The sequence below is a fragment of the Salinivibrio siamensis genome, from assembly GCF_001996005.1.
GTDB lineage: Bacteria > Pseudomonadota > Gammaproteobacteria > Enterobacterales > Vibrionaceae > Salinivibrio > Salinivibrio siamensis.
Genome location: NZ_MUFB01000019.1, coordinates 21,097 through 36,587 on the forward strand (window position 1 = coordinate 21,097; position 15,491 = coordinate 36,587).

Annotated in this window: 13 protein-coding genes; 5 read left to right on the top strand and 8 right to left on the bottom strand. The window is 51.2% G+C overall.

What is annotated here, in order from left to right; all coding sequences use genetic code 11:
- Positions 1-15 precede the first annotated feature (15 nt).
- A complete protein-coding gene (tsaB, locus tag BZG73_RS11055) occupies positions 16-711 on the bottom strand; it encodes a tRNA (adenosine(37)-N6)-threonylcarbamoyltransferase complex dimerization subunit type 1 TsaB (RefSeq protein WP_077579209.1) in 696 nt (231 codons plus the stop codon).
- Complete coding sequence (locus BZG73_RS11060) at positions 712-2,676, bottom strand: ATP-dependent DNA helicase (protein ID WP_046073541.1); 1,965 nt, start codon at positions 2,674-2,676, stop codon at positions 712-714.
- A 159-nt stretch (positions 2,677-2,835) separates the two neighbouring features.
- Here BZG73_RS11060 and purU point away from each other — a divergent pair, with 159 nt between their 5' ends.
- Positions 2,836-3,669: a formyltetrahydrofolate deformylase gene (gene purU / locus BZG73_RS11065; RefSeq protein ID WP_046073542.1), complete on the top strand. Its 834-nt coding sequence runs from the start codon at positions 2,836-2,838 to the stop codon at positions 3,667-3,669.
- Positions 3,670-3,695: 26 nt separating this feature from the next.
- On the opposite strand, the gene BZG73_RS11070 is transcribed toward purU, so the two are convergent.
- A complete protein-coding gene (locus tag BZG73_RS11070) occupies positions 3,696-4,241 on the bottom strand; it encodes a VOC family protein (protein WP_158075302.1) in 546 nt (181 codons plus the stop codon).
- 314 nt (positions 4,242-4,555) lie between these two features.
- Here BZG73_RS11070 and argS point away from each other — a divergent pair, with 314 nt between their 5' ends.
- Positions 4,556-6,286 carry an arginine--tRNA ligase gene (argS, locus tag BZG73_RS11075; protein WP_077668316.1) on the top strand — a complete coding sequence of 577 codons (1,731 nt, stop codon included), beginning with the start codon at positions 4,556-4,558 and terminating at the stop codon, positions 6,284-6,286.
- 74 nt (positions 6,287-6,360) lie between these two features.
- Here argS and BZG73_RS11080 read toward each other — a convergent pair whose 3' ends face one another.
- Positions 6,361-6,966: a DUF924 family protein gene (locus BZG73_RS11080; protein ID WP_046073545.1), complete on the bottom strand. Its 606-nt coding sequence runs from the start codon at positions 6,964-6,966 to the stop codon at positions 6,361-6,363.
- Between the two features lie 164 nt (positions 6,967-7,130).
- Here BZG73_RS11080 and BZG73_RS11085 point away from each other — a divergent pair, with 164 nt between their 5' ends.
- Positions 7,131-7,559 carry an HIT family protein gene (locus BZG73_RS11085; protein WP_077579207.1) on the top strand — a complete coding sequence of 143 codons (429 nt, stop codon included), beginning with the start codon at positions 7,131-7,133 and terminating at the stop codon, positions 7,557-7,559.
- Between the two features lie 306 nt (positions 7,560-7,865).
- Here the strand turns inward: BZG73_RS11085 and BZG73_RS11090 are convergent, their stop codons facing one another.
- The 3 genes from BZG73_RS11090 to znuA form a co-directional block, all read right to left on the bottom strand.
- A complete protein-coding gene (locus BZG73_RS11090) occupies positions 7,866-10,508 on the bottom strand; it encodes an AraC family transcriptional regulator (protein ID WP_158075303.1) in 2,643 nt (880 codons plus the stop codon).
- A gap of 188 nt (positions 10,509-10,696) precedes the next feature.
- Positions 10,697-12,031 (bottom strand): murein DD-endopeptidase MepM, encoded by a 1,335-nt coding sequence (gene mepM / locus BZG73_RS11095; RefSeq protein WP_077668318.1) that lies wholly within the window; start codon positions 12,029-12,031, stop codon positions 10,697-10,699.
- Positions 12,015-12,911 carry a zinc ABC transporter substrate-binding protein ZnuA gene (gene znuA, locus BZG73_RS11100; RefSeq protein WP_077668319.1) on the bottom strand — a complete coding sequence of 299 codons (897 nt, stop codon included), beginning with the start codon at positions 12,909-12,911 and terminating at the stop codon, positions 12,015-12,017. The genes mepM and znuA overlap by 17 nt, the downstream gene beginning before the upstream one ends.
- An 80-nt stretch (positions 12,912-12,991) precedes the next feature.
- On the opposite strand from znuA, the gene znuC reads away from it, so the two are divergent.
- Positions 12,992-13,756, top strand: coding sequence for a zinc ABC transporter ATP-binding protein ZnuC (gene znuC, locus BZG73_RS11105; RefSeq protein WP_077579204.1), 765 nt, complete (start codon positions 12,992-12,994; stop codon positions 13,754-13,756).
- Positions 13,749-14,537 carry a zinc ABC transporter permease subunit ZnuB gene (gene znuB, locus BZG73_RS11110; protein WP_046073550.1) on the top strand — a complete coding sequence of 263 codons (789 nt, stop codon included), beginning with the start codon at positions 13,749-13,751 and terminating at the stop codon, positions 14,535-14,537. Before znuC ends, znuB begins: the two co-directional genes overlap by 8 nt.
- 81 nt (positions 14,538-14,618) lie before the next feature.
- On the opposite strand, the gene sucD is transcribed toward znuB, so the two are convergent.
- Entirely contained in the window at positions 14,619-15,491 is an 873-nt protein-coding gene (gene sucD / locus BZG73_RS11115) for a succinate--CoA ligase subunit alpha (RefSeq protein WP_046073551.1), read from the bottom strand.

The following is a 15,491-nucleotide window of genomic DNA, read 5'->3' on the forward strand; positions in this document are numbered from 1 at the left end:
CCGGCCTCATGGTGGTTATTCGCGCCCGGGTAACTTTTTCCAAGTGACTTTATCCCGCAGATACGTGGGGCTAGCAAGCTCCGCAGCGACTGTGTCTCCCGCACGATACGCCTGCTTAGCAATCTCCAGCATATCTTGTGCTTGGGGGTATAACACCTCTGACGGCGCTGTCTGCAATGCTAAGCGTGTTGCCAGATCAGGATAGGCTGCCCATCCGGTTCCTGCCAATGTCCACACCCCCTCGGTGCACTCAGGGGTGAATGCGTCCGGGGCGACGACCCTCTCTTCACCGACACACTGCCATACGCCAGCGTCAGTCCGCAGATATTGGCCAACATAGAGTTCACCCATACGCGCATCAATCGCCGTCAATACGCGCGTCGCATTATGTAAGCGACCGCTTTGTGCTGCCATCGCTGCCAATGTTGAAACGCCAATCATTGGGAGGTCTGCACCAAACGCTAGACCTTGTGCAATTCCGATGCCAATACGGACGCCTGTGAAACTGCCCGGCCCGCGGCCAAACGCGAGTGCATCCAATTGCGTCAATGTTAGGCCCGCTTCTGCCAATACCTCGTCGACCATGGGTAGGATCTTGTTGGTATGCTCACGCGGTGCAATTTCGCTGCGTGTGATAATCTGATCATCACAGCACAGTGCGACAGAGCAGTTTTCGGTCGCCGTATCTACGGCCAATATTCGTAGCGTCATTTAACCCTCTATCGGTTGATCTAATAAATGCGATTGCATCGTGTTGCTGTCGGTGTCACTGCCCGACAAAAAATCGTCAATGTGGTGTAAATCCCGCGTGCGAGGGATCGCCGGCAAGCTGCGCAAAAAGGTTGCGCCGTATGCGCGGGTCACCAATCGGTTGTCACAAATAACCAGTGCACCAAAATCTTGTTGATCCCGAATGAGACGCCCCACCCCTTGCTTTAGGGTGATCACCGCTTCGGGGATCTGTACCTGAGCAAAGGGATCGCCCCCTTGCAGTTTACAATCTTCTATTCGTGCTTTTAATAAAGGATCATCGGGGGAAGCAAACGGGAGTTTATCGATGATCACACAACTGAGCGCTTGTCCACGCACATCAATGCCTTCCCAAAAGGCGCCCGTCGCCACCAGCAACGCATTGCCCAACGACAAATACTCTGCCAATAAGCGCTGCTTGGGCATCTCTCCTTGCATGAGGACGGGCAATGACAGCTGCTCACGAAACAAGGCTGACAGCTCTCGTACCATTTGATGTGACGTACACAGGAAAAAGCAACGCCCTTGGTTACGTTCAATCACCGGTCCCAATAATGCGGCAAGTTTGTTGGCACGACGAAAACTATTGGTTTCCGGTACATGACGAGGCACGCAAAGCCTCGCTTGATTGGGGTAGTCAAAGGGGCTTTCCAATGTCATTTGTTGCTTAGCGTCAATGCCGAGACGGTGATTAAAATGCGCGAAGTCGCCCTCAACGGCCAAGGTAGCGGAGGTAAAAATCCAAGCGCCGCCCTGTTCGGCCATTTGCTCACGAAAACGATCCGCCACCGATAAGGGGGTAATATTGAGGCTAAAGTGGTGACGAGTACATTCGTACCAATAAGAGTACCCGGTGATTGAGGTATCTTTTAAGCGTGCAAGCCGCGCTTTAAATAAAGTGATGCGATCAAATGCAGCGTCAAGCAATTGACTGCGGCCGAGTGATAGTTTCACCACGTCATGCGCAAGATCGAGCGCATCCGATAACCGTACCAGTTCTTTCTCTACGCTGGGCGACGTCTGTAATTCGCGCCAGTTACCTCGGTATCCAGGCTCGCCCATCACCAAGCGCATATCCATCGCAGCTTGCGAGAGGCGATCAGCAACTTTTTCCAGTTGACGCGTATCTCGTAACTCAGTGCGATAGGCGATATGAATGTCTTTGGCAACATCTTGCAGCTGCCGGCTAGATAGAGATTGGCCAAAATACTGACTGGCAATGTCCGGAAGCTGATGCGCCTCATCAAACACCATCACGTCTGCTTCTGGGATGAGCTCGCCAAACCCCGTTTCTTTGATGGCAACATCCGCTAAAAATAGGTGATGGTTGACCACCACCACGTCGGCATCCATCGCACGACGCCGCGCTTTGACCACATAACAGTCTTCATAGCTTGGACAGTCTTTACCAAGGCAATTGTCATTGGTGGACGTCACCACAGGGATCAGGGGGCTGTCTTCAGCCAGTGCGTCACATTCACTCAGATCACCCGACTCTGTATAGGACGACCACTCGCGAATTTTAACCAGCTGACTCAATTGCCCAGGCTCGCTGTCGGGGCGGTGGCACTCACTAATTTGTCGCTCGAGTCGCTCTGGGCACAGGTAATTGACTCGGCCTTTCAATAAGGCGGTGGTTCCTGTATAGCCCAAGGCTGACTTCATCAGCGGTAAGTCTCGATGGTAGAGCTGCTCTTGCAGATTTTTCGAGCCCGTGCTGATGATGGCCTTTTTACCACTTAATAAAACAGGCGCCAGATAGGCATAGGTTTTCCCGGTTCCTGTGCCCGCTTCCACCACGAGCTGGCCTTGGTCACGAATTGCCGCATCAACAGCAATCGCCATATCTGTTTGCGGCTGGCGAGGCACAAAACCATCAATCGCTTTGGCCAGCGCACCGGTGTCTGAGAAAACCTTACGGATCATTGTATAAATACACAGGGGGAAAGCCGCCATTATGCCAAACCCCTCTTCGGGATGAAACCACTCCCCAGAGAAACCGCTGACGCATCGTAAAATCACTTTGACCTTGCGGCTGAGACAGGGTACAACCGAGGGTTTAGTCATCAGCAGTACACGACCAACATGGAACGAAAAACACTTCTCACGGACTGTCCTGACGCCCAAGGGCTCATCGCGACCATCACCAACATTTGCTATAAACATCAGCTCAACATTATTCACAACCGAGAGTATGTCGATAATGTCACTGGGCAGTTTTATATGCGCACTGAGCTGGAGGGGATTTTTAACGATCACACCCTGCTTCTCGATCTTGACCATGCGCTACCACCTGGCAGCCAGCGCCAGCTGATTAGCTCGCGCCGCAAACGCGTCGTCATCATGGTCACCAAAGAATCCCACTGCCTCGGCGACATTTTAATGAAAGCCTATGATGGCTCGCTCGAGATTGATATTGCAGCGGTAGTCGGTAACTACGACAAACTACAACATCTGACTGAGCGCTTTGATATCCCTTTTCATTATGTCAGCCATGAGGGCCTAAGCCGAGAAGAGCACGAGCAAGCCATGCTCAAAGCGATTCAACCCCATCAGCCTGACTACATCATTCTCGCGAAATACATGCGGGTTCTGACGCCTGACTTTGTTGCCCAATATCCGCATCGCATCATCAATATTCATCACAGCTTTTTGCCCGCATTTATCGGTGCCCGTCCATACCATCAAGCGTTTGAGCGTGGGGTCAAAATCATTGGTGCCACCGCCCACTTTGTCACCAATGACTTGGACGAAGGGCCGATTATTGGCCAAGACGTGATTCATGTTGATCACAGCTTTAGCGCACAAGATATGGCCAAAGCAGGCCGCGACGTGGAAAAAAGTGTGCTAAGTCAAGCAATTGAATGTGTTGTCGAAGACCGGGTATTTGTCCATGGCAATAAAACCGTGATCTTGTAAACCGACAACATTGGTTGAGCCAGTGCTCAAGCACTGGCTTCGCTAGCAATAATTTGCGCGAGTGAGTAAGGATGAAACTTCACGCAAACACCATTTTGCTTAAACGCGATGGTTGGATTGGCCAACCGCTCTCCCGCAACCTGTGGCTCACTGTGTTTAACCGTTATCTCGCGCAGCTTAGCGGCGCGCGCGAGTAAGCCTGGAAACTGCGCGTGTAACGCGTCTTCAAGCCCTGATAGGGTGGCATGGCGGCAAGGAACCACAAACTCCATATGTTCCCAGCTTTGAAAAGGATAGGTTTTGTGGTGAGGAAACGGCAATTCCACTAAATCAGTTTGCCAGGCACCAAAGTGTAATGGGGTATTAAGCTGATAAATATGGATCGGCCGCTGGTTGACCATCGCCTGTGATATTAATTGCCCCTGTTCGCTTAGATGGCCGGCAAGCGATTGTGTTAACACGCTATCATTGGTACGGATCGCAACGTGATCAAGCGTTAACTGGGTACAATCAATCGCCAGCGTTTCCAGCAACTGATTGATTTTATCTGTAAAAGTTGCTTGATCTCGCATCAGGGATACCCAATTGCTGGCATCATGCATAGTGACCTCTCAAGGTTTTATAGTGCTCGTTGTCTTCCAGTCGCGAAAGATATCAAGGATGGCGTTGAATAACTATTGCCAATGCCTGCTGTTTTATGGGTATCATTAGGGCTAATCCGCGTCGATTGACGTCATGGTTCGCAACAATACAGCATCCCGCCAACACTGTGTTTGCACGCTTGGTTACGTGGCAGTGCAGTGTTGGCGGATTCTTGTATTAATAAGCTGGAAGCCCACATAACGGGTCGTTCATAATCAGCCCGGCTAGTAGTAAAGGTAAGCAAGTGAATATTCAAAGTCTTCTTAACGAAAAAGTGTCTGCCGCGATGGTTGCGGCGGGTGCGCCTGAGGGCACACCAGCGGCAGTGCGTCAGTCTGCGAAGCCACAATTTGGTGACTATCAAGCGAATGGAGTCATGGGAGCAGCCAAAAAGCTCGGCACGAACCCCCGTGAGTTTGCTCAACACGTTTTGGATGCGCTCGACCTCGGTGATATAGCGAGCAAAACAGAAATTGCCGGCCCAGGCTTTATCAATATCTTCCTTAACGATCAGTGGTTAGCCAAACAGGCAGATGCCGCTCTGTCGGACGCACGTTTAGGTGTCGATACACAAGACACACAAAACATTGTGGTGGACTATTCAGCCCCTAACGTGGCAAAAGAAATGCACGTTGGCCACCTTCGCTCCACTATCATTGGTGACGCCGTTGTACGCACCCTCGAATTTTTAGGGCACAACGTGACCCGTGCCAATCATCTCGGTGATTGGGGRACACAGTTCGGTATGCTCATTGCCAACCTCGAGTTACATGAGTCACGCGGTGACGATGTCTCCATGGAACTGGGTGATATCGAAAACTTCTATCGTGAATCCAAAGCCCGCTACGACGAAGATGAAGCTTTCGCCGCCACAGCGCGCGACTACGTGGTTCGTCTGCAGCGCGGTGACGCCTACTGCAAAGAGAAGTGGGAAAAGCTTGTCAAAGTAACGTTGGAGCAAAACCAACGTAACTATGATCGCCTGAATGTCTCATTGAGCAATAAAGATGTGATGGGCGAAAGTCTGTATAACGATATGCTGCCCGGTATTGTTGAAGACTTAAAAGCCAAAGGGATTGCCGTAGAAGATGATGGCGCACAAGTTGTCTTCCTTGACGAGTACAAAAACAAAGACGGCGAGCCAATGGGTGTGATCATCCAAAAACGTGATGGTGGCTATTTGTACACCACCACTGATATTGCTTGTGCCAAATATCGTTACGAGCAATTCAACGCTGACCGTGTGCTCTACTTTATTGACTCACGTCAACACCAGCATCTCATGCAAGCTTGGACCATTGTGCGCAAAGCGGGCTATGTGCCGGATTCGGTCAGTCTTGAGCATCACGCGTTTGGCATGATGCTCGGCAAAGACGGTAAACCTTTCAAAACCCGCTCTGGGGGCACAGTCCGCCTCGCTGACTTACTCGATGAAGCAGAAACACGTGCCAAGGCACTGATCGCAGAGAAAAATCCAGATATGGATGCTGATACGCAGCGAGATATCTCAACCACGGTCGCGATGGCAGCCGTCAAGTATGCCGATCTGTCAAAGCATCGTACCACGGATTATATCTTCGACTGGGATCATATGCTGGCCTTCGAGGGCAACACCGCCCCCTATATGCAGTATGCCTATACCCGTGTGGCGTCAGTCTTTGCCAAGTCTGGGGTTGACCGTGATGCACTCGACGGTGAAATGCTCATTGAGCATGAGAAAGAAAAAGCGCTGGTCGCCAAACTGCTTCAGTTTGAAGAAGCGGTTAAGTCAGTCGCGCGAGAGGGTCAGCCTCACCTAATGTGTAGCTACCTATTTGAATTGGCTGGTCTATTCTCAAGCTTCTACGAAGCATGCCCTATCCTGCTTTCTGAAGGGAATACGCGCCAAAGCCGCCTAAGAATGGCTGCATTGACGGCCAAAACCATCAAACAAGGCCTAGATCTGTTGGGTATCAACACGCTTGAGCGCATGTAACAAGGTTAGATGATCCTTGTTGTGCGGATAAGCACAGAAGAAGGGCGCCCACTGGTTGCAAGTGGGCGCCTTTTTTATCCCTGACCAAAATGCTGATCCGTTTCGCTAAGCCACAATCGTTCCTCGGGAGTCGATAACCGTCCCATCACCGCATTGCGATGAGGAAATCGACCAAAGGTAGTAATAATGTCGTAGTGCTGGCGTGCGTAATCAAAGCATTGCTCGTACCAAGCTTTTGCCTCCCCACTCACTCGCTGACGCAGTTGATCAAACCGAAACAGTGCTTCTTCTTGGTCTGCTTCTTCTTCAGCATGCTCTAAGGGAAGATAGAAAAACACCCGTTGAAGCGGGGTTAAGACTTGGTCGTCACCTTTCGCAAGCCCTGCCTTACAGAGAGCCAATGCCAAGGCATCATACCGATATGCTGCCGCCAACCCGCGATATAAATTTCGGGGGAATTGATCGAGCAGAATAATCAATGCCAAACGCCCCTCTGCGGTCTGGGCCCAGTCATTTAATGCGCCCGCGCCGGCCGCACTGACCCAAGATTGGAATCGCTCGCGAATCGCCTCATCAACGTCTGGACTACCGCCAAACCATCGTGCCTGCGAGGCGGACGAAGGAACCCACTCACTACGCTCGTCGCCAAACCAAAAAGCTAGGACGTCTTGATAATGCATGCCACCTCCTCTCGCGTTCGTCGACACATTTGGCTTCAACATTGTGTTAAGCGTACTTGCTTTTTGTTTCTTATGAGGCGAATCCTCCTATTCGGTGAGGAGTTTGTGACCCAAAAGCAAGTTGTGATGTAAGCTATGCGCTCGCATTGCAATAAGGAGTCTGTATGTCCTTTGTTCTCCACTCACGATTAGCCGCCGATAGCGCTTATGTCGGTGATTTCTCACTTTGTCAGTTGCGCCTTGCGCATGCCGATATTGGTCCATGGCTCTTGCTGATCCCACGTAAGCAGGACATCGAAGAAATTCACCACCTTGACGATACTGAGCAGCACTCGCTGTGGCAAGAGTCGGCCATAGTGGCGCGCTGTCTTGAGCGTCTATTCTCCCCTGACAAGCTCAATATCGCCGCAATCGGCAACCTAGTTCCCCAGCTCCATCTCCACCATGTTGCTCGGTTTAAAACGGATCCGGTATGGCCAAATCCGATTTGGGGCCACCTACAAGTGGGGCATCGTCCTCACGAGCAAGCACAGCCCCTCATCCAACAGCTGAGGGAGACACTCGCCGCCAGTGGGTTAGTCGTCAATGGGTAAGTGCACTTCGTTATTTTCGTCAAAATCAGAAAAAAGGAAATAAAAGCAATAATTATCAATGCCTTAACCTTAATCCTGTCAAGATGCGATTGGCGGTTTAGTCATAACGACTCAAGCGCAAATTACGGTATATTGATGCCGCTGGTTGAGACAATACACGCCTGACCAGCCCGTTTTTTACCAGGGCGGGCTCCCCGCCCTCGGCAGCAAGCGAAGGTGTCGTTGACACCCGTGGCATGGCTCCCCGGCTATGCCACGTTTTCTTTTACGCGCATTTCCCCCTGGGTTTCAGGTCAACAGCCCAACCTAATCACGTATATCTGCCACGGTCATATCGGTCGTCGTGCGTCGATACTGCGAAGGACTGACACCAAAGTAGCTTTTAAACCGTTGACTAAAGTAAGCCGGATCGCGATATCCGCACGCCTCAGCCACATCCGCAACCGAATGCCCGTGCTGCAAGCGCGTAGCGGCATCACTCAGTCGTTTCTGCGTCACATAAGCGGTCACTGTCATACCAAAATACTGTCGACACTTACGTTGCAAATTACGCTCAGACATCGCTAACGCGCTTGCTACCTGAGCCATTGAAAAGTCAGGATCTTGGTACTTGGCCGCGATAACTTTCTCAAACTCGGCTGTCCATCGCTGATTGGCTTGGTCTGAAGCCATCGCCAGTGATGAGGGCGATTCAAATCCGATAGGATATGTGACATCCGAGATTTCATCCAGCGGCCCGGAGGTGGGCACGCTCGATGTCTCTATGTGCACCGCCGACAAGTGACGTTGTCTCAAGGCTAAGATGACAGCCGCAAGAACCAGGCTCACAAAGCAGGCCAGTACCATGCCATTGATAATGTGAGGCAACAGAGGAAGAGAGACAGAGATGTCTAACACAGTATGGGAAGCACCATCACGCGGGATAGCAATACGTAATTGATAGTGCCCCCCCACCATATTGGCCAAAGAAATCGTATCACTGCCGGTCTGCTGCCAAGCGGCCAGTTTGTCAGCCATTGGCTGACCAGCGTGCTGATAAGGCACGAGCTGGTAATGCACGCGTGTCACTTGTCGTTCTGGAGGCCAACTCCCCCACGCTAGATAGGCGGGGCTTTGCTCTAGTAATGTCACCGCTGTTTGCTGTCGAGGGCCAATACGCCAACGCTTGCGTTGCTGCCAAACCGCACCAATCACAACACTTGGCGGTTTACGCAGAGAAAACGCCAATTGGTCAGTATCTATCTGGTAGGTATAATCCCCTGCCAACAGAGTGAGTTGATGGGGTTGGGTCGCGTAGCAGGCCACTTTTTCTGCATCAGATGGGAGGCGAAATGTGCGCACGAACCCTCGTGGGGCAATGTGTACCAATGCTTGGTTACTGTACGCCCATACGCCGTCGCGGTTACCAGTGACACAGTGGAATCGCTCATCGGGTAGCGATAAATAAACCAATGACGCGGCGTCTGGGGCGCTAGGATCGTATTGAAACACACCGCGCGCACTGGTGAGCCATAAACGACCTCGTTCATCGGTATACATATCCTGCACAGGCAGTCGGTCTTTTGCCAAGGGGACCGGCTTAAAATGACCGTCTCGATAACGGGTTAAGCCATTCTGATCACGGATCCATACACTGCCGCGACCATCATCGTAAAAGCCTAACACCTCACCCGCGTGATGGGTCTGCCATCGCGTGCCATAACTGACCAACGTCTGTGTGTCCGGCCAGTAGCGCATCACCTGATCGTCAACCGATAACCAGATGGTGCCCTCGGCATCAGTATACAAATGCTCAGCGGGCAAGGTTGCCAACCGGTCGGGTATGACGATGCTTGCCCCTGTTGTCGTATTGATCCCTTTTGTACCTGACGGTGTTGACCACCAAAGGCGCTGACCGTCTCGGGTGGCACTGAGGTATTCACCGCTTGGTGCATCCGAGGTCCATGGTACAGTGCGATACCCACTTAAATCGCGCCAACTGCCTCTCTCTAGCCCCCAAGGGTTACTCTGCGCCATAAAACCATGGGTAAGCACGCTGGGAAACGCACGGTGTTGATGAGTGATCCAACGCTGGCCCGGCGCACGATAACGTGTAGCCTGATCGGTTGAAAACCAGATCCCCCCTTCAAAATCTGCCCATAAAAAAGTGATGCTTTGGCCTGCTATACCCTGAGAGCCTGGCTGCCAAACAGGCGTCGCGACACCGTCTAGGGAAAGTCGAAATAACCCGTTATGATTGGCGGCCCACAACCCGCCCGAGCCGACCGTCATTCTTTGGTAGCCTCCACGAGTATTCAACACGTGTTGTGCTTTTACTTGATCGCCCGATAATGCCAGTAGATAAACACGCTTTTCGGTACTGATCCATGCTCTGTCTTGTTTCGCCGTGATCGCTGTAATCGGCGTAGAAAAGCGTGTCAGTTGACGCACACCCGCGTCACTGAGTTGGTATAAGCTTGTCCCGACCGCAAACAATCGATGACCCGCAGTAAACCAAACACTATCAGCACGCCACGGACCCGTTCGCCACACGTGAAATGCCTTATCTTCCCGTTGATAGACGCTTATCTGGCCGCTTTGAATGTGCCATAGCGTATTATTGATCGTCGCCAGTCGTGGCGATTGGGGGGGATGAGGCGCATGATCAGCGCGTGTCTGTGCAACGGCATCGGGCAACGGGAAAGCGGTAAGCGTATTGGTACTTGGCTGGAAACGATAAACATGTTGCCTTCCTGCCATCCAAAGCGCCTGATGAGCATAAGCAATGGTCAGGATCTTTTCATCAGGCAAGGTCAGGGCGTCGTTGAGTGGATGGCGCTGATGACCGTCAAAAAAATGAATGCGTCCTTGGTTATCCAACAGCCACATACCACCAGATGACTGCACCGCCACATCGCGAACATCACCGAGGCCATTAAGACCGCCGTATGATTGAAACGATGTGAGCAAGGGATCATGCGCCTGCAAAGGTAGGCAAGGAAAGATGAGAGCCAGCCATAACAAACAGAGACATCGGCGTTTCATGTACGAGAAGAGAGACAGGTTGCAGGATTCAGTAGCGTAGTGTCCTGCGACCTGCCCCTAAATAAAACCCTGCAACCCTAAATGTGAGCTAGGCCTCACATAATTGATACCCATTACCCATTTAATCGCTGCGCCAACGCCTGATGTGCACGTTTAGCTTGACGCTGGAACCCATTACGCTCGCCATTAGGAACGGGGTGCGCCTCAGGCAGCGGTACCTTCATCGCGTTGACCGGGTGACCGTATTTGAGCAATTCAAAATGAAGATGAGGCCCCGTTGAGCGACCGGTATTACCACTTAATCCGATTCGTTGTCCCATCGACACATGATCGCCCGGCTTCACTAAAATCCGATGCAAATGTAAATATCGCGTTGAATACTCACGCCCGTGTTTAATCACCACGTAATTACCCGCTAGCGGGTGTTTACGCGCTTTAACGACAACACCATCACCGGCGGCCAATACTGAGGTACCCACTGGCGTCGCGAAGTCAGTGCCATTGTGCGGTGAAATACGCCCGGTGATCGGGTGTTTACGATGTGGGTTAAACGATGAGCTAATACGATAGCGCTTGGCAGTGGGGTAACGACGGAGCGCACGATCAAGGCTTTGCCCCTTCTGATCATAAAAGCGTCCATCATGATGACGATAGACAAAAATGTCTCGACTGCCCGATTTGTAGAGCATGGCCGTGACCTTACCCGATGACACGGGTTTATTGTCGATGAACTCTCTGTTTACTTGTACCGCAAACTGATCGCCGCGACGAGATTGACGTCCAAAGTCAAAACGCCACTGTAACGCCGAGACCAGATTTTGAATCTGATTAGGTGTGAGCCCAGCTTGGCGCGCCTGCTGATAAAAGCTACTGTTCACCCGTCCAATCAAGGTCACACTCTCAAACTCGCCTTTGGTTTCCAAGCGCTGATAGTCAACGGTACCTTGATCGAACTGGTAATAGTCGCGGTATTTAATCGATTGATAAACGGTGAACGTCAGCAATCGACCTTCCTCGTCAACTTGCCATTCCATTTTTTGTCCGCGGCGAATATCGCCGGCTTTATCGTTCACATCCAGCATTTGGTAGAGCTGACCGATAGCGAGACCATACTGTGAGAAGATCTCACCGAGTGTATCCCCTGCCGCGACGGTGTGGTGATGGACACGCGGCGCCTCAGATGTGATGTCTTGCTCGAGCGCATCTTCAGGCACACTCAAGGCAGRATCGTTTGCATCCATGCCTTGCTCAATCGGTTCACTGTGATCCACTGTCGCCGGCGCTTGGTGTTGGTTGACCGCCGGCAACGGTTGCCGTTCTTTGGGAGAAAAAGGATGGGGCTGCCACATGAGGGCAGCGCCAACCAAAAGAGATAATGAAGCCAGGGCCAGCTTGTGCTGGCGAGGAAGTCTGGCTGTCACAGCGAGCCAGTTAGTCAGTAGTTTCATGCTTTAAACAACGTGTGAAACGATTTCCTAAATCTTTTAAAAACACCTGATAGCTATCAGGCGCTACCAGAATTGATGTCGCCAATGGATCTAAGGCAAGTACATTGACGTCATTATGTCGTGTCACAGCATCAATCAGTGCGGGATTAAACTGCGGCTCAGTGAAGATACAGGTCGCATCATGATTAAGCAAACCTCGGCGAATCGTCACCAAGGTTTTCGCCCCAGGCTTTTGACTTGGATCAACCGTAAAATGTCCTGTTTTTTCGAGGCCAAAAGCATCTTCAAAGTAACCATAGGCATCATGGAAGACAAAATACCCTGACTGAATACGGGTGGCGAGGTCTTGCTGAATATCGGCAACGGTTTGATCGAGCTGTTCATTAAAGCGAGTCAGGTTGGCTTGGTATTGCTCTGCTTTACCGGGAGCGGCTTCAATCAATGCCTCTGTAATAGCTTGTGCCGCCACTCGAGTCGTTTTGGGTCCCAGCCAAAGGTGCGGGTCAATATTGTGCTCGCCATGATCGTGTCCATGATGATGATGGTGCCCGCCATCAAAATGGCGCAACGGCATATTCTCGACCTGCGTCAAGGTCAATACAGAAGGTTTATCCGCCAACAATTTAGAAAGAAAGAGCTCTAGCTCGGGTCCCACCCAAATCGTCACATCCGCTTGATTTAAACCGCGTATGTCCGATGGCTTTAGCGCATAGCTATGCGGTGACGCCCCCGGCGGCAACAACACATCGACGTTATCGTCTTGTGTCACAAGTCCTGCCGCGATCAGCTGTAAAGGCTTAATCGATGTCATTACCGACGTAGCTTGCGCGGGCAATGCCAGTAGTAGTGCAATAAATACCCCAATGATACGCGCCGTCATTTTTCCTCTCATTCTTATGTTTTCTCACTGGCTATAAATGTTATAATATAACAATTCCAATTCACAATGCTTTTTTCACTATGACTGACTCGCTAGTCTCGCTCGATGCGGTGACGGTGACCTTCAATGGCCGCCATGTGCTGGATAAGGTTTCGATGCAACTAAAGCGCGGGCAAATTACCACGCTAATTGGCCCCAATGGCGCCGGGAAATCGACGCTTGTCAAAGCACTGATCGGTTTAGTTAAGCCGAGCGCCGGCACAGTACAAATAGCCCGAGACGTAAAAATCGGTTACGTACCTCAGAAGTTGCAGTTAAATCAAACTCTGCCGCTAACGGTTGATCGGTTTATTCGTCTGGGAACACGCTATACCAATGCGCAGATTAGCCAGGCGCTACATACGGTCAATGCCGAGTCCTTGCAATATGCGAATATGCATACCCTCTCCGGCGGTGAAACGCAACGCGTTCTACTCGCCCGCGCCATTTTAAAGCACCCTGATGTGTTGGTGTTAGATGAGCCAGTGCAAGGGGTTGATGTCAGCGGTCAATTGGAGATGTATAGCCTGATCAGTCAATTGCGTGATAGCCTTGGGTGCGCGGTACTCATGGTGTCGCATGACTTGCATTTAGTAATGGCTAAAACCGATGAAGTGATTTGTTTGCAGCATCATGTCTGCTGCTCCGGTGAGCCCGATGCCATCTCTCAGCACCCTTCTTATGTGGCGATGTTTGGTCGCCAAACCAGTGAGCAACTCGCGCTATATCACCACCACCATCATCATAAACATGATCTTGCAGGGCAACCTGTAAGCTGCGAACACCAAGAGCATCATCATGATTGAGTTCTTACTTGCCCCTATCATGGGCGGCTTATTGATCGCCGCCATTGCCGGCCCTTTGGGCTCATTTGTGGTCTGGCGACGTATGGCCTACTTTGGCGATACCCTCGCTCACGCCTCACTACTCGGTTTAGCGTTAGGCTTTCTGCTGCAAATCGACTTAAACCTCGCACTCGTGATCACCTGCTTACTCCTGGCGGTTTTATTGGTGGGACTACAGCGCCAACACCTGGTCTCGACTGATACCTTGCTCGGTATATTGGCTCACAGTGCCCTGTCATTGGGGTTAGTGTCAGTAAGCTTTTTGGACAACATGCGCGTCGATCTCATGGCCTATTTGTTTGGCGATTTGTTGGCGGTCTCTTTTGCCGATCTCACTTTACTAGCCATTGGCGCGTGCTTAACACTCGGGGTACTCGCGTATTACTGGGAGCAGTTACTGTCGATGACAGTCAGCGAAGAGCTTGCCAAGGTAGAAGGTATTGCAGTAGAAAAGCTGCGGCTGTTATTGATGCTACTGATTGGTTTGGTCATTGCGTTGGCGATGAAATTTGTCGGGGCATTAATTATTACCTCTATGCTAATCATTCCCGCGGCAACGGCACGGCGCATCGCCTCAACACCAGAGCAAATGGCCTCGTTTGCTAGCCTCATTGGGATGGCTGCGGTGCTGCTAGGTATGGCAGGCTCTTGGTTTTATGATACGCCCGCTGGCCCATCTGTGGTGGTTGCAGCAGCCAGTGTCTTTATGTTGGCGCAGTTATTGCCGAATCGCTCGCACTAAGCCCTAACCACTTATTATGTTTTCTATATCAAAAAGCCGCTCATATGAGCGGCTTTTGTTTATGCGATTACTTTGTCTGGCTTACCAGCTGGTTTTCTCGCGCAATGCTTTACCAATATCAGCAAGACTTTTAACCGTCGTGACACCCGCTGCTTCAAGGGCAGCAAATTTATCGTCTGCGGTTCCTTTACCACCAGAAATAATTGCTCCCGCATGACCCATGCGCTTACCTGGAGGTGCTGTTACCCCGGCAATATATGCCACTACGGGCTTGGTCACATTGGCTTTGATGTAAGCCGCCGCTTCCTCTTCTGCAGTCCCGCCAATCTCACCGATCATCACGATCGCCTCGGTCGCCGGATCCTTTTCGAACATTTCTAAAATGTCGATAAAGTTTGAGCCTGGAATAGGGTCCCCACCAATACCAACACAGGTGGATTGGCCAAAGCCTTCATCAGTGGTTTGCTTAACGGCTTCATACGTCAGTGTGCCCGAGCGCGACACAATGCCCACTTTACCAGATTGATGAATGTGCCCCGGCATAATGCCGATTTTAGACTCATCCGGCGTGATCACACCTGGACAGTTAGGCCCAATCATACGCACGCCTGCTTGGTCCAGCTTCACTTTTACTTCCAGCATATCCAGTGTTGGGATACCTTCCGTAATACATACAATAAGCTCAATACCAGCATCGATCGCTTCTAGGATCGCGTCTTTACAGAAAGGGGCCGGAACATAAATAACTGATGCTGTCGCACCCGTCGCCTCGACCGCATCGGCCACCGTGTTGAACACAGGTAAACCTAGGTGAGTCGTACCGCCCTTACCGGGGGATACACCGCCGACCATTTGTGTTCCATACTCAATAGCTTGCTCTGAGTGGAAAGTACCTTGYCCACCTGTAAAACCTTGGCAGATCACTTTGGTATCTTTATTAATCAGCACTGACAT

Coding starts and splice junctions, on each gene's coding strand:
- tsaB (WP_077579209.1), bottom strand. CDS start 711: ATGACGCTACGAATATTGGCCGTAGATACGGCGACCGAAAACTGCTCT.
- BZG73_RS11060 (WP_046073541.1), bottom strand. CDS start 2,676: ATGATCCGTAAGGTTTTCTCAGACACCGGTGCGCTGGCCAAAGCGATT.
- purU (WP_046073542.1), top strand. CDS start 2,836: ATGGAACGAAAAACACTTCTCACGGACTGTCCTGACGCCCAAGGGCTC.
- BZG73_RS11070 (WP_158075302.1), bottom strand. CDS start 4,241: ATGCGAGATCAAGCAACTTTTACAGATAAAATCAATCAGTTGCTGGAA.
- BZG73_RS11080 (WP_046073545.1), bottom strand. CDS start 6,966: ATGCATTATCAAGACGTCCTAGCTTTTTGGTTTGGCGACGAGCGTAGT.
- BZG73_RS11085 (WP_077579207.1), top strand. CDS start 7,131: ATGTCCTTTGTTCTCCACTCACGATTAGCCGCCGATAGCGCTTATGTC.
- znuA (WP_077668319.1), bottom strand. CDS start 12,911: ATGACGGCGCGTATCATTGGGGTATTTATTGCACTACTACTGGCATTG.
- znuC (WP_077579204.1), top strand. CDS start 12,992: ATGACTGACTCGCTAGTCTCGCTCGATGCGGTGACGGTGACCTTCAAT.
- znuB (WP_046073550.1), top strand. CDS start 13,749: ATGATTGAGTTCTTACTTGCCCCTATCATGGGCGGCTTATTGATCGCC.